Annotated in this window: 13 protein-coding genes; 7 read left to right on the top strand and 6 right to left on the bottom strand. The window is 63.4% G+C overall.

What is annotated here, in order from left to right:
• Window positions 1–26 precede the first annotated feature (26 nt).
• From lsrB to lsrA, 4 genes are read right to left on the bottom strand one after another with little or no spacing between them, the layout of a single operon-like run.
• A complete protein-coding gene (gene lsrB / locus OSH12_RS23660; protein WP_266346102.1) occupies window positions 27–1,058 on the bottom strand; it encodes an autoinducer 2 ABC transporter substrate-binding protein LsrB in 1,032 nt (343 codons plus the stop codon).
• A 13-nt stretch (window positions 1,059–1,071) separates the two neighbouring features.
• Entirely contained in the window at window positions 1,072–2,073 is a 1,002-nt protein-coding gene (locus OSH12_RS23655; protein WP_266346101.1) for an ABC transporter permease subunit, read from the bottom strand.
• Window positions 2,070–3,113 carry an ABC transporter permease subunit gene (locus OSH12_RS23650; protein WP_266346100.1) on the bottom strand — a complete coding sequence of 348 codons (1,044 nt, stop codon included), beginning with the start codon at window positions 3,111–3,113 and terminating at the stop codon, window positions 2,070–2,072. Before OSH12_RS23650 ends, OSH12_RS23655 begins: the two co-directional genes overlap by 4 nt.
• A complete protein-coding gene (gene lsrA, locus OSH12_RS23645; RefSeq protein WP_266346099.1) occupies window positions 3,106–4,608 on the bottom strand; it encodes an autoinducer 2 ABC transporter ATP-binding protein LsrA in 1,503 nt (500 codons plus the stop codon). The genes OSH12_RS23650 and lsrA overlap by 8 nt, the downstream gene beginning before the upstream one ends.
• A gap of 241 nt (window positions 4,609–4,849) precedes the next feature.
• On the opposite strand from lsrA, the gene OSH12_RS23640 reads away from it, so the two are divergent.
• The 5 genes from OSH12_RS23640 (at window position 4,850) to OSH12_RS23620 (ending at window position 9,443) form a co-directional block, all read left to right on the top strand.
• Entirely contained in the window at window positions 4,850–5,797 is a 948-nt protein-coding gene (locus OSH12_RS23640) for a sugar-binding transcriptional regulator (RefSeq protein WP_266346098.1), read from the top strand.
• Window positions 5,798–5,807: 10 nt separating this feature from the next.
• Window positions 5,808–7,373: an autoinducer-2 kinase gene (lsrK, locus tag OSH12_RS23635; RefSeq protein ID WP_266346097.1), complete on the top strand. Its 1,566-nt coding sequence runs from the start codon at window positions 5,808–5,810 to the stop codon at window positions 7,371–7,373.
• Between the two features lie 57 nt (window positions 7,374–7,430).
• The gene (locus OSH12_RS23630; RefSeq protein ID WP_266346096.1) at window positions 7,431–7,751 is read left to right on the top strand and encodes an antibiotic biosynthesis monooxygenase; all 321 of its coding nucleotides are present in this window, start codon (window positions 7,431–7,433) and stop codon (window positions 7,749–7,751) included.
• A 316-nt stretch (window positions 7,752–8,067) separates the two neighbouring features.
• Entirely contained in the window at window positions 8,068–8,688 is a 621-nt protein-coding gene (locus OSH12_RS23625; RefSeq protein ID WP_266346095.1) for a hypothetical protein, read from the top strand.
• 104 nt (window positions 8,689–8,792) lie between these two features.
• Window positions 8,793–9,443: a methyltransferase family protein gene (locus tag OSH12_RS23620; RefSeq protein WP_266346094.1), complete on the top strand. Its 651-nt coding sequence runs from the start codon at window positions 8,793–8,795 to the stop codon at window positions 9,441–9,443.
• A 168-nt stretch (window positions 9,444–9,611) separates the two neighbouring features.
• On the opposite strand, the gene OSH12_RS23615 is transcribed toward OSH12_RS23620, so the two are convergent.
• Together OSH12_RS23615 and OSH12_RS23610 are read right to left on the bottom strand one after the other, a co-directional pair.
• A complete protein-coding gene (locus OSH12_RS23615; RefSeq protein WP_266346093.1) occupies window positions 9,612–10,742 on the bottom strand; it encodes a choloylglycine hydrolase family protein in 1,131 nt (376 codons plus the stop codon).
• 239 nt (window positions 10,743–10,981) lie between these two features.
• Window positions 10,982–11,308 carry an NIPSNAP family protein gene (locus OSH12_RS23610; protein WP_266346092.1) on the bottom strand — a complete coding sequence of 109 codons (327 nt, stop codon included), beginning with the start codon at window positions 11,306–11,308 and terminating at the stop codon, window positions 10,982–10,984.
• Window positions 11,309–11,599: 291 nt separating this feature from the next.
• Between OSH12_RS23610 and OSH12_RS23605 the strand changes: the two genes are divergently transcribed.
• Together OSH12_RS23605 and OSH12_RS23600 are read left to right on the top strand one after the other, a co-directional pair.
• The gene (locus OSH12_RS23605) at window positions 11,600–11,998 is read left to right on the top strand and encodes a c-type cytochrome (protein ID WP_266346091.1); all 399 of its coding nucleotides are present in this window, start codon (window positions 11,600–11,602) and stop codon (window positions 11,996–11,998) included.
• A gap of 220 nt (window positions 11,999–12,218) precedes the next feature.
• A complete protein-coding gene (locus tag OSH12_RS23600; protein WP_266346090.1) occupies window positions 12,219–13,064 on the top strand; it encodes a cytochrome c oxidase subunit II in 846 nt (281 codons plus the stop codon).
• Window positions 13,065–13,105 lie beyond the last annotated feature (41 nt).

The raw sequence follows: 13,105 nt of genomic DNA, 5'->3' as shown, positions 1-13,105 counted from the left end.
TGGGGCCGCCCGCATGGTTTCGCGATTTAGAAGTCGAAGTTGCCGATGTTTTCCTTGGTGAACACGGTCCGCTCCGGCAGCAGGATGATGCCGTTGCCCTCGCCTTCGTATTCGTAGCCCTGGACGCTGTTCGGCGAGACTTCGATGGTGCCAACGCCCGGAATGTCGAGCTTGTCGCCGACCTTCATCTTGCCGTTCTTCAGCACGTGCTCGGCGACATGGACCGAGATCTTGCCCTGCTGCGTCACGTCCCAGAGGCCGAAGCGCTTGATGGTGCCGCGCTCGACATAGGGGCGCATGACGTTGGGCGTCGAGAAGCCGACGATGTTGACGCCCTCGGCGCGCTTGAGGTTTTCAGCGGCCTGGGCCGCGGCCGGCAGGGCGTTGGCATCCGGCGCGATGATGATGTCGAGATCGGGGTAGGTCTGCAGGATGCTCTCGGCTGTCTGCAGCGACTTCTGCGCATCATTGTAGCCGTACTGGGTGGTGACGATTTCCCAGCCCGGATGCTCCTTGGCGATCTTCGCCTTGGCGGCTTCGGCCCAGGCGTTCTGGTCAGTCACGGTCGGGCTCGAATAGAAGAACGCGACCTTGGCTTTCTCCTTGGTCACGCCTTCCTTCGCCATGTCGACCAGCAGGCCGCCGAGCTGGTCCGGTGTGCCCTGGTTGATGTAGTAGCTGCGGCAATCCGGGTTGACGTCGCTGTCCCAGGTCATGACCAGCACGTCGCGCTCCATGGCGCGCTTCAGGGCCGGGCAGAGACCGTCCGGCGACACCGACGAGACGATGATCGCGTTGTAGCCCTGGTTGACGTAGTTGTTGATGAACTGCACCTGCGCCGAGACGCTGGGCTCGGTCGGGCCGTCATAGGTGACCTTGGCGCCGACTTCTTCGCCTGCCTTCACCGCACCGGCGCCGCCGCTGGTGAAAAAGCCGACGCCGACCAGCTTCGGAATGAACGCGATCTGGGATTCGGCCAGCGCCGAGCCCGTGGCGAACAGGGAGCCGGCGAGCAGGGTTGCCGCCATCAGTCCGGACTTCAGGAACTTCGTTGTCATTGTAGTCTCCTCCTCAAAATGCTGATGCCCGATTGTTTCGTTTCTGCCGGGCGACAGCGATGAAATCGGCCAGCAGCGCACTCCCGTGGCGCAACGCGACCGCAGCAACCAGCAAACCTCCCGAAAGCGCGCTGGATATCTGGCTTGGAACACCGCTTGCCTGCAGTCCCTGCTGCAGGTAGCCGATGACGAATGTTGCGAGCAGCGTGCCGAGGATCGAGCCCTGGCCGCCATAGATCGACGCGCCGCCGAGCACGGCCGCGGTGACGGCCGGCAGGAGGGTCGCTGCGCCGAGATCGACCCGCGCCGAGCCGAAATAGGCGGACATGACGAGGCCGGCGATCGCGGCGCAGACACCGGTGATCACGTAGGTCACGGTCTGCGTCGCCGCGACCGAAAGGCCGGAATAGCGCGCCGCCTCCGCCGATTGGCCGATCAGGAACACGGCGCGGCCGAAGCGGGTGAAATGCAGCAGCACGACGAGCACCGCGGCGAGGCCGAGGAACACGGCGAGAGGCGCCGGCACGCCCAGGAACTCGGCATAGCCGAAGCTGGTGAAGCTGGCGGGGAAGTTACCGATGCCCTCATAGCCGCCTGCGCCGACGGCGCCGGACAACACGGTGGCCGCGCCCTGGAACAGATAGAGGTTGCCGAGCGTCACGACCAAGGGCTGGATCTTCGACAGGTGGATGACGGTGGCGTTGAGGAGCCCGGCCAGCGCGCCGGCGACGAGCGCCATTCCGATCGCCAGTGGCAGCGGCACGCCGAAGAAGTTCGATACCCCGAATACGATGGCGCAAAGGCCGATGGTCGAGGCGAAGGACACGTCGATGCCGCCGGCAATGATGACCAGCGTCAGCGGCAGCGCCACAAGCCCGATCTGGACGAAATCCGACGTGCCGTAGATCAGGTTCCCGACATTGAGGAAGCGCGGGTTGATGAACCCGAACACGGCGAGCTCGGCGATGAGCATCAGGAAGAGCGCCGCTTCCCAGCGGAAGAGTATGTTTTTCATCGGCTTGCCTCCGCCAGCAGGGCTTTGTCGGCGATCTTGCCGGTCGCCCCTCCGCCTTGCGGTGTGCGGGCATGGACGGCATAGCGGCGGGCACGGATGCGCCGGTCGATCAGCAGGCGGATGCGTCCGTCGAGCAGCAGCACGATCAGCAGGATCGCGCCGGCGATGAAGTCGTTCCAGAACGCCGGGATCTTCAGGAACACCAGCGCGCTGTCGATCGAGGTCAGGAAGATCGCGGCGGTGAAGACGCCGGCCACCGAGCCGCTGCCGCCGAGCAGGCTGACGCCGCCCAGCACGTTGACGGCGATCGCCTTCAGCTCGACGCCATTGCCGGCCTGGTTGGGAATGAAGCCGATTTGGGCTGCGAAGATCAGGCCGGCGATGGCGGCGCAGGCACCCGAGGCGACAAAGGCGGTGAACTGCACGCGGCGGACCGGCACGCCAAGATGATGCGCGGCGTCGCGGTTGTCGCCCACGGCATAGAAATAGCGTCCGAACCGCGTCCTGCGCAGGAAGATCCAGGCGAGAATGAAGAGTCCGAGCACCGTGACCGTCAGGATCGAAATGCCGAAGCCGATGCCGCCTGCCAGCGCCTTCAGGTTTTGCGGCAGGTCCTCGATCCATCGGCCACCGGTCTGGATCAGCATGATGCCGCGATAGAGGCCGAGCGTGCCCAGCGTTGCGACGATCGAGGGGATGCGGAGATAGGCGACCAGCAATCCGTTCAGCGCACCCGCCGCCATGCCGGTCAGAACGCAGAGCGCGATCGCCAGGGGCAGGCTGACGCCGGCATTGAGCGACATGCCGAGCGTGGCGGCGCTGAGGCCAAGGATCGAGCCGCTGGAAACGTCGATGTTCCGGGTCAGGATCACCAGCATGGTGCCGAGCGAGATCAGCAGCAGGACGAGGCTGTTCGACAGGATGACCGAGGCTGTGGCGGCCGACAGATAGCCGGGCGCCGCGAAGCCGAGGGCCAGGCAAGCCGCCGCCATGACGGCCAGCAGCATGAGGACGCGGTTGCGCGCGACAATGTTAAGCATGGGCCTGCTCCCCCGCGCCGAAGGCCAGGCGGGCGATCGCGTCGACGCTGATGTTCTCTGTGAGTTCGCCGCCCAGTTGGCCGAAGGCCATGACGACGACCCGGTCGGCCAGCAACTCGATCTCGTCGAAATCGGACGAGATCAGGATGACGGCGACGCCGTCGGCCGCCAGCTTGCGGATGAGCGCGTAGATGTCGTTGCGGGCCGCCACGTCGACGCCGCGCGTCGGCTCGTCGAGGACGAGCACCTTGGGCGCGGCCGAAAGGCATTTCGACATCAGCACTTTCTGCTGATTGCCGCCGGAGAGCGCCTTGGCCGATTGCCCCGGTCCCGTGCACTTGATGCCCATGCTCTGGCGGAACTTGTCGAACAGGCTGCGCTCGTGGCCGGGCCGCAGCAGGAAAGGCAGTCGGTGGATCAGATAGGACGAGGTGTTCCAGTAGAGCGGGGCGTCGAGGAACAGGCCGTTCTGCTGCCGGTCTTCCGGCAAGTAGACCAGCCCGGCATCAATGCAGCGGCGTGGCGAGCGGTTGGCAAGCTCGACCCCGTCCAGCGCGACCGAGCCACCGCTCTGGCGACGGAGGCCGAACAGCGTTTCGGAAAACTCCGTTCGCCCCGCGCCCACGACTCCGGCAAGTCCGAGCACTTCGCCCGCCCGGACCTCCAGGCTGATGTCGCGAAACCCTTCGCCGCTAAGTTTTCGAACGGATAGTCGCACGGGGCCGGCTCCGGTGCCGGAGCGCTTCGCCGGGGCGCCGGTGGGGGCGGCGCCGGTTGTCACGCGGCTCATCGCGTCGATGATTTCTGCATCGCTATACGTGTCCAGCGGCCCGCTGAGGACGACGGCGCCGTCGCGAAGCACGCTGATCGTGCCGCAGATCTCGCGGATTTCGCGCAGCTTGTGCGAGATGAAGAAGATACCGACGCCCTGGGCTTGCAGCTTGCGGACGCGCTGGAACAGGGCATGCACTTCGAACGGCGTCAGGGCGGAGGTTGGTTCGTCCAGGATCAGCACGCGCGCTTCTCGCACGAGGCCGCGCAGGATCTCGACGATCTGGCGCTCGGCGATTTCCAGCGTTGCCGCCTGGGCGTCGAGGTCGAGCGTGACGGCGAGCTCGGCGATGAGCTGTTCGACCCGCTTGCGCAGGGCGCGCGGCGAAGGGCGGAGGCCGAGGCAGATATTTTCCAGAACCGACTGGTTGCCGAGGATGTGCGCTTCCTGGGGAACCAGGTACAGGCCGAGCTGCTGGGCGAGTGCCGGCGAGGCATGTGGCAGCGGCACGCCGTTGATCTCGATCGACCCGGCATTCGCCGAGACGAGGCCAGACATGATCTTCATCAGGGTCGACTTGCCGGCGCCGTTGCCGCCGAGCAGCGCATGCACCTCGCCCTGCTGCAAGGCGAGCGAAACACCCTTCAGAACCGGGACCGGGCCGTAGGATTTCCAGATGTTGGTGAGCTGTGCAGCGCTCCCGGCCGCTAAGTCCGCAGTCATTCGGCACCTGTTCAGATGTCTTATATGCCTTTCAAGTGATCATATCATCGAAGGGGCGTCAATATGCTCAAATACGGATGTCGCAATCCAATTCCATCATATTGCGGCGCAATATAGCGAATTGTGAGGAATTCACGGTGTTTCCGGCATGCTGCGGATTATGCCGGCCTGACGGTGTTGACGTATCAAATGTTTTTACGATATCGATATGATCACAAATCGCGACAAGGGATGCCCGCGTATGGCCTCGGAAAGCAGTGAGTGGAGCTACGGCGATGCCGACGAGGAAATCCTCACGCGCATCGCCTGGTACTATTACAATGACGGCCTGACGCAGAACGAGATCGGCGAGAAGCTGAACATGTCGCGCATCAAGGTGTCGCGACTGCTCGAGAGTGGCCGGCGATCCGGCATCATCCAGGTGCGGATCAATTCTCGGTATCAGGGCTGCCTGTCGCTGGAGCGCGAGATCAAGAGCCGTTACGGCCTGCTGGAAGCCTATGTGGTGCCGGAGCTTCCCGGCCAGAAAACCAGTGACCGGTTGGGCCAGGCGGCGGCGCAATTTCTCATGCAGCGGCTGCAGCCGGATGACCTTCTGGCTGTCGGCTGGGGCGCCACGGTCAGCAACGCCATCCAGCGTCTCGGCCACCTTGCCAATGAACGCAATATCGGCCTCGTCAGCCTGACCGGCGGTGTCGGCACCTATGTCGATGGCATGCGCACCGCCAATTGGGGCAGCAGCGTCCATCTCGTGCCCGCGCCGCTGGTCGTCCGCGATCCCGACGTCGCGCGCAATCTTTCGCTGGAGCCCGCTGTCGCCAATCTGCTCGATATGGCGCTGAACGCCTCGTACCAGCTCGTCGGCATCGGCGAACTCTCCGGCACGTCGACGGTGGTGCGCTCCGGCTATGTGGCGCCGGATGAGGTTGAGCCACTGCGCCGCAAGGGCGCCGTCGGCGACATCCTCTGCCAGTTCTTCAATGACAGGGGCGAGGTGCTCGACCTGCAGCTGCACGACCGTGTCATCGGGGTGAAGCTCGCAGCGCTTTCCCGGGCCGAGAAGGTCGTCGCGGCGGCGGGCGGGCTGGAGAAAGTTCCGGCGATCCACGCCGCGCTCAAGGGCAGGTTCGTCGGCATCCTGATCACGGACGAAACGACGGCACTCGGTCTGATGGACCTGAAGGACTAGGGAGATGGCTATGGCGGGGACGTATCTTCTGGCGGTGGACGCCGGAACCGGCAGCGGCCGTGCGGTCATCTTCGACGCGGCGGGCAATCAGATTGCCGCGGCACAGCACGAGTGGTGGCACAAGCCCGATCCGCGCTTCGACGGCTCGATGGATTTCGATGTCGAAGGGAATTGGGCCCACCTTGCCCGCGCCATCCGACAGGCGATTGCCAGCGCGGGTATTTCGGCCGCCGACATCGCCGCCGTCAGCGCCACCAGCATGCGCGAGGCGCTGGTCGTCTATGACGCCGAGGGGCGGGAAATCTGGGCTTGCGCCAATGTCGACAGTCGTTCGAACAGCGAAGTCCGCGAGTTGAAGCTTGCCTTCCCCGAGCTTGAGGCCAGGCTTTATGCGCATTCCGGCCAGACCTTCGCGCTCGGCGCCTTGCCGCGCCTGCTTTGGCTGAAGCGCAACCTGCCCGATGTCTATGATCGCATGCACCGGATCAGCATGCTGTCGGACTGGGTTCTGGCCCGGCTCTCGGGCATTCTCGTCAGCGAGCCCTCCAATGCCGGCACCACCGGACTGCTCGATCTTCGCGAGCGGACCTGGCTGCCGCAGGCGATGCGCTGGGCCGACATGCGCGACGATATTTTCCCCGAAGCGGTCGAGTCCGGCACGGTCATCGGCCGCGTGACGGCCGAGGCGGCCGAAGCGACGGGACTGAAGGCGGGAACGCTGGTCGTTGCCGGCGGCGGCGACTGCCAGATCGGCACAGCCGGGCTTGGCGTCGTCAACAAGGGCGATTGCGCTGTTCTCGGCGGCACGTTCTGGCAGCAGATCGTCAATGTCGACCAGACGCTGACCGACCCGTCCATGGATCTGCGCATCAATCCGCATGTCGTCGCCGGACTCAACCAGGCGGAAGCGATCAGCTTCTTCGTCGGCGTCGTCATGCGCTGGTTCCGCGACAGCTTTGGCGCGGCGGAAGTGGCGGCGGCGAATGCCGGCGGCGGCGATGCTTATTCGCTGCTCGAAGCGCAGTCGGCCCATATCCCGCCCGGCGCCTATGGTATCATTCCGGTGTTCTCCGATGTGATGCATTACGGCAAGTGGTACCACGCGGCGCCATCGCTGTTGAACCTCTCGATCGATCCGGAAAAGTCCGGCAAGGCGGCGATCTTCCGGGCCCTGCAGGAGAACGCGGCCATCGTCGCGGCGCGCAATCTCGCCGCGATCTTCAAGCTCTCCGGCGTGACGCCGAAACGGATCGTCTTCGCAGCCGGAGCCGCGAAGTCGGCCCATTGGGCCCAGATCCTGTCGAGTGCGACGGGCCTTCCCGTGGTGACGCCGGTGGTGAAGGAAGCAACCGCGCTCGGTTGCGCCGCCGCCGCCGCGATCGGGGCGGGCCTGCAGCGGGATTTCGTGTCGACCGCGGAAAGCTGGGTGCGCTGGGACCGCCATTTCGAGCCGGATCTCGCTCACAAGGCGATCTACGACGAGGCCGGCGAGCGCTGGGCGCGCGCCTATGCGCTGCAACTCCAACTCGTCGACGAAGGCGTGACCACGTCGATGTGGAAGGCGCCCGGTCTCTGACTTCGCGATTTCGTCGCGCTTTCGGCGCGACCTCAATCAATTTGCAAAGGAGTGAATATGCTCATCCAGATGGTGACCATTACGGTCAAGCCGGGCCATGCCGACACCTTCATCGAAGCCTTCCGCATCAACTATGAAGGAACGCGCCAGGAACCCGGCAATCTGCGCTTCGACGTCCTGCGTGATCCGGACGACGGCAACAAGTTCCTGATCTATGAAGTCTTCAAGTCCGCCGCAGCCCTCGAGGAGCATCGCCACACGCCGCACTACCGGACGTGCGTCAGCATGCTCGAGCCGATCCAGATCGGTCCGCGCTCCAAGGTCTTCTACAATGCCGAGATGGCCGATTTCCTGACGGAAGAGACCGTCGCCGGCTAGAGCGCTCTCGAGCGACGTGTGCTGCGGTTCGCGTGAAGAAAACGCGGCGAGCCAAAGCGTTAGAGCATGGCGCCGTTTCGATGAAACGGTGAGATGCTCCAGGCGGTTCAGCGACTTCGGCGCGACGATCCGCTACCGGGAGGGTCAAGCCCTCATCGAGGGGAGATTATTTCCGTTTTTGTTGCTTCCGTTACTGCTGCGCGGGTTGCTGATTTCTCGCACATCGGAGGGCTTCTAAACTGAGTGGCGACGGTCCATATGTGGTCCTGCGACTGGCGCGCCATTCGCAGCCGAACCGAATGGAGAGACGCCACCGATGCCAGGCACCCTGACTGGAATTGCGCGCCCGACGACATTGACGATCGATGACAGGTTGGCGGTTGCGACAAAGCTGGCCGTGCGGATGTACGAGGCGGGAATGATCCGGGCCGATAGGCTTCAGGATGCGCCCCATGATATTGCCACCTATGGCGACGTCACGAAGGATGGTCGCGAACTGGGCCGTGACTTGGCTCGTTATGAGGCCTGGCGCTGCGACGACGCCATTTATGCCGCGCTGGATGAATTCAGCCGGATGTTGGCCGAGCGGCTGGATGCGGTGCAGGCCCAGTGGGCTGCCGACAATGAAATCCACCCGCGGTTCCGGGTCGGTGATCGAATCGCGTGGCCCAAGGTCAGGGGTCAGGACAATATCGGGACCGTCATGGCGATCGAGCCGGGCGGGTGGTATTCTGTCATGCTCGACAACGCGGCGGCGAGTGGGTCAAAACTGCGGCTTCTGGTCGCTTTCGAAGCCTGCCGAGCCGAGGGAGAGGCGGCCCCGTCGAGGCTCACATCGCTCAAAGGCCTGCCCGGCAAGATCTGGGCCGCGATATCCGCCTTGCTCGCATTGGAAGCGATGGATTTCACAATGCGGGCCAGCATTTTTCTGCCCTAGTCTCGGCTGTTTCGAGCGGTTGGCAGCGGCAATTCGAGGATTTCGTCGGAGCCGGCCGAGGCGCGTCTGCTACCAACGCTTCGGCCAGCCATAGATTGGTCGCAATGGTGGACGAGCAGGGCTGCATTCAATCTCAGGCGGTGGGCGACGTGCGACTCCAGGCTCTCAACCAAAGACTGCGCATCAACCTTATTCAGGTCGGGGCGCTGGTGTTCGCCCTGTTCCTGCTCTTGGCTCGTCCCTATTGGACGGGCAGAGTGCACGAACACATGGAATCGCTGGGCTTCTGCCTGGTGCTGGTATGCGTCGCCGGACGAATGTGGAGCATCCTCTACATCGGCTCGCGCAAGAACCGCGCGTTGACGACGCTTGGGCCTTATTCGATCACGCGCAACCCTCTCTATCTGTTCTCGACGATCGGCGTGGTCGGCGTCGGCCTGATTTTCGGTTCGGCTATCGTTGCGCTGGCGTTGGGCCTGCTGAGCTACATTGCTTTCACGATCACGGCCACCAAGGAAGCCGATCACCTGACGGCGCTTTTTGGAAGCGAGTTCGAGGCCTACGCCAAGCGGACGCCGCTGTTCTGGCCGAAGTTCTCGCTTTACCAGGACTCGCCGGATGTCGTTTTCTCGCCAAATGCGCTGAAGCGAACCTTCCTGGACGGCATGTTGTTTCTCGCCATCTTCCCATTGATGGAAGCGCTTGAGTTCGTGCAAAACCAAGGCTTCCTGCCAGCCTTCCTGCGGCTTTACTAAAAGGTCCGAGCGCCCCTGCGCGTTGGTTCCCAGCACTTTCTCCCTTGGCTGTGCCAGAGGTTTTGGTGGCGGGAGACAAAGTACTGGCGCTTGCGGTGGCCTTGCCTGAACAAAAGAACGGCGCGTGAAGGCACGCGCCGTTTGCTTTTTCGAGACTTCCGACAAGCCCTAGGGCTTGGCAAATTCCAGCGCCGGCGAGGCGAGGCCGGACTTCAGCGGCGCGACTGCCGTCTGCTTGGCGTCGAGGTCGAAGCTCATCAAGTCGATGCTGCGCAGAACCTGATCGTCATAGGTCTTGACGTAATAGACCCGGTTCTTGATGTCGGCGATTGCCGACCACTGGGTATATTCGAGCTGTTCGTTGGCCGCGTCCGTACCCTCGCGAACCCAACCCTTCGGGATGTCGAAATTGTTGATTAGGTGTTCGGCGAGGCGGACGCTCTCGATGCCGCTCGGTACCGCCGCCGCCGACATTGCATAGCCGACCGCGCGGATGAAGCGCGACGGCGGGGTCGGGTCACCTGGAATGCCGAGCAGGCCCGAGCCTTGGCCGAGCTGCTGGATCGTCTCCCCTTCGAGCTTCAGCGGCGGCGCGTTGAACGGGGAAATCTTGAGGTAGTTGCTCAGATTGATCCTGTGCCAATCGAAGGGAGGCGAATTGGTCATCACGCCGATCGGATTGTCATAGACCTTGAGCGTGCCGTCGACCGGCTCGATTACCAGCGATGCCCCTGTCGCATCGTGCAGCGTGTAGTGAACCGGGGGCGCTATCTTCAGATCGACCTGCACCACATCGATGATGGCGATCTCGGACAGGGCCGCCTTGACCTCGGCGACGGTGGCGAAATTGGTCAGCGCCCAGGTCAGAACGTCCCAGGGGGCGAGCGACTTGGCGGGATCGGCCTTGGCCGGATCGACATAGCCGGCAAAGCCGGGGAAATACAGGATACCGCCGGTCAGGCCCTTCTCGTTCATGCCGTCGACCAGGCCGGTCACGCCCATCGCATTCATGCCCACGGCGGCGTATTTGCTGGCCCAGGCCATGGCCGGCTTGTTGTCCGGGCCGGTCGAATTGAGGGCGTAGCCGCGCGGGATCACCAGCGCGCTCGACTGCATCGGAATCGCGAATTCCATCGTGCGGGCATAGACTGCGCTGTTGTCCGACGTACGGACCAGAAAGCTCGTGCAGGCCAGTGCTGTCTGCGTCGTCATGAGCGATGCCGCGACAGCTGCCGTTGCTGCCATGCGCGTCGTTGTGCGCCAGAGTTTCGAGAAATTCTTGCCGTTTTGACGAATCATGATCTTCCCCTCAGCGAAAAACTGCAATCTCAGCCCGATTTGCTTAGTTCGGATTGCCGAAGAGCTCAATGATCAGGTTGCATGTTAATCATCGTGACACATCGAATTCGCCCGTGAATGTCACGCGGGAGCTAATGCTTCGAGGCGGCGCGCAAGGCGAAAGCCACCGTGGCCTGTCGGACCTCGGTGGCTTGTCATCGGCGGAATATTCGCTGCGGCGGTAGCGGGTGCCGGCTGGTCTAGCGGACCGAGGAAAACGCCGTCGGCTGCAGGAAAGAACTCGCGACATTGGCGACGATCAGGCCATCCTTCTCGCTGTCGGCGCGGGCGGCCTGCCATTCCGGATCGCTCATGAAGGCGTTCCAGCGCGTCTCGCGATCCGCCAGGCTGTCCCAGGCGATCAGGTAGGTCAGATCATTGTTGGCCGGCCCGATCAGCGTGGTCCAGAAGCCGGCCTGACGGATGCCATGCTTCTCCCAGATGCGCAGCGTGTGGTTCTGGAAACGGTTCTGCAGGGCGGCCATGCGGCCAGGCAGGCAGGAATAGATGCGCAATTCGTAGATCATTCGCTTCTCCGGCGGGATTGCTGAGGGTGGGCGGGACAGCGACCCTCGACCGAAAGACAAGCCTGTTCGCGCGGAGGAGGCAAGGGGCCTTCGCGTCAGGAGGGTGCCTTGCCTCCGCAACACGTCCTCTGGCTTGGCGCGACACGCCCTCACATCGGGAATCGGATAAGAGTCATTCTAATCTGATGTGACGCAGCGGAAATATGCTAGCGTGGTGGCGAGCACGACGTTTCGGGTCGTTGTGTCTCCCGGAACGGTCGCGATGCTCTTGCAGTCTCTCGGGAGGCTTCGATGCATGTACGGGGCTTTGCAATTTCGCTCGCCCAGATCTTGAGCCTGGCACTGGTTCCCGCCGCCCTGGCCGATGGCGATGCCACACAGGGCGCCAAGGTATTTCTCAAATGTCGCGCCTGCCATCAGGTCGGCGAGACCGCCAAGAATGCCGTCGGGCCGGAACTGAACGGCCTGTTCGGCCGCCAGACCGGCTCGGTTCCCGGCTATAATTATTCTCCTGCCAACAAGAATTCCGGCATCGTCTGGGATGAGACGATTTTTCGCGAATATATCCAGAACCCGAAGGCCAAGATCCCCGGCACAAAGATGTCGTTTCCCGGCCTGAAGGACCAGACCGATATCGACAACGTCATTGCCTATCTGAAGCAGTTCGGGCCGGACGGAAAGAAACTGTAACGCTTCTTCCAAGTCGTCCGGCGCGTGGCGATCGCGACGGGCGGTTCTTTTCTATTTCCATAATCTCCGCGTGCGATCTTTGAGGTGCGATCTCTTGGAAACGCGCGCGAAGAAGCCTAATATCGTCGGATAGAACAGGGGTGAACGGGGGCGATGCGTCTCCGTGTCCGCTCGTATTCATGCATTCCGTTCCGTCGCCGTCATGGCAGGGATGAAGAGGATGCCGCTCGCGATTGTTCTGGCTCTTATCGTTTTCGGCTCGGTGCTCTTCCACTTTCTGAGCCCGTGGTGGTTTACGCCCATCGCCTCGAACTGGGGCTATATCGACGACACCGTCAACATCACCTTCTGGATCACCGGCGCCGTCTTCGCCGCTGTCGTGCTGTTCATGGCCTATTGCCTGCTGCGCTTCCGGCACAAGCCCGGCCGTCGCGCCGCCTATGAGCCGGAAAACCGGAGGCTGGAAAGCTGGCTGGCGATCGGAACCGGCATTGGCGTCGCCGCCATGCTGGCGCCGGGCCTGGTGGTCTGGGCGCGCTACATAACGGTTCCGGCGGACGCGACGGCGGTCGAGGTGGTCGGCCAGCAATGGCAATGGGCCTATCGGCTGCCCGGCAAGGACGGCAAGCTCGGCGCTTCCGAAACGCGCGCCATCTCCGACACCAACCCGGTCGGCATCGACCCGGACGATCCGGCTGGCCGGGATGATGTCGTCGTGCAGGGCGGCGAACTGCATCTGCCGGTCGGCAAGCCGGTGGCGCTGCTGCTGCGCTCGGTCGACGCGGTGCATGATTTCTTCGTGCCGGAGTTCCGCGCCAAGATGGACATGATCCCGGGCTCGGTCACCTACTATTGGCTGACACCGACCCGCACCGGCAGCTTCGAGGTGCTGTGCGCCGAGCTTTGCGGCGTCGGCCACCCTTATATGCGCGGCACCGTGGTGGTTGAGCCGGAGGCCGATTATCAGGCCTGGCTCGCCCAGCAGCAGACCTTTGAGCAGATGCAGGCGCCGGCCACCACCGGCGCGATCGATACCGGTGCGACCAAAGCCAGCGCAACGGAATAGCGCCGGCCTGCGAAGGCGGCGCGAATGACAGATAGAGCGGG

It is taken from the genome of Kaistia terrae (assembly GCF_026344005.1).
In the GTDB taxonomy this organism is placed as follows: domain Bacteria; phylum Pseudomonadota; class Alphaproteobacteria; order Rhizobiales; family Kaistiaceae; genus Kaistia; species Kaistia terrae.
This window is presented reverse-complemented; position numbering and strand designations above follow the sequence as displayed.

What these genes read in the sequence shown, in the direction of transcription:
- lsrB (WP_266346102.1), bottom strand. Translation starts at nt 1,058, where the DNA reads ATGACAACGAAGTTCCTGAAGTCCGGACTGATGGCGGCAACCCTGCTC.
- OSH12_RS23655 (WP_266346101.1), bottom strand. Translation starts at nt 2,073, where the DNA reads ATGAAAAACATACTCTTCCGCTGGGAAGCGGCGCTCTTCCTGATGCTC.
- OSH12_RS23650 (WP_266346100.1), bottom strand. Translation starts at nt 3,113, where the DNA reads ATGCTTAACATTGTCGCGCGCAACCGCGTCCTCATGCTGCTGGCCGTC.
- lsrA (WP_266346099.1), bottom strand. Translation starts at nt 4,608, where the DNA reads ATGACTGCGGACTTAGCGGCCGGGAGCGCTGCACAGCTCACCAACATC.
- OSH12_RS23640 (WP_266346098.1), top strand. Translation starts at nt 4,850, where the DNA reads ATGGCCTCGGAAAGCAGTGAGTGGAGCTACGGCGATGCCGACGAGGAA.
- lsrK (WP_266346097.1), top strand. Translation starts at nt 5,808, where the DNA reads ATGGCGGGGACGTATCTTCTGGCGGTGGACGCCGGAACCGGCAGCGGC.
- OSH12_RS23630 (WP_266346096.1), top strand. Translation starts at nt 7,431, where the DNA reads ATGCTCATCCAGATGGTGACCATTACGGTCAAGCCGGGCCATGCCGAC.
- OSH12_RS23625 (WP_266346095.1), top strand. Translation starts at nt 8,068, where the DNA reads ATGCCAGGCACCCTGACTGGAATTGCGCGCCCGACGACATTGACGATC.
- OSH12_RS23620 (WP_266346094.1), top strand. Translation starts at nt 8,793, where the DNA reads ATGGTGGACGAGCAGGGCTGCATTCAATCTCAGGCGGTGGGCGACGTG.
- OSH12_RS23615 (WP_266346093.1), bottom strand. Translation starts at nt 10,742, where the DNA reads ATGATTCGTCAAAACGGCAAGAATTTCTCGAAACTCTGGCGCACAACG.
- OSH12_RS23610 (WP_266346092.1), bottom strand. Translation starts at nt 11,308, where the DNA reads ATGATCTACGAATTGCGCATCTATTCCTGCCTGCCTGGCCGCATGGCC.
- OSH12_RS23605 (WP_266346091.1), top strand. Translation starts at nt 11,600, where the DNA reads ATGCATGTACGGGGCTTTGCAATTTCGCTCGCCCAGATCTTGAGCCTG.
- OSH12_RS23600 (WP_266346090.1), top strand. Translation starts at nt 12,219, where the DNA reads ATGCCGCTCGCGATTGTTCTGGCTCTTATCGTTTTCGGCTCGGTGCTC.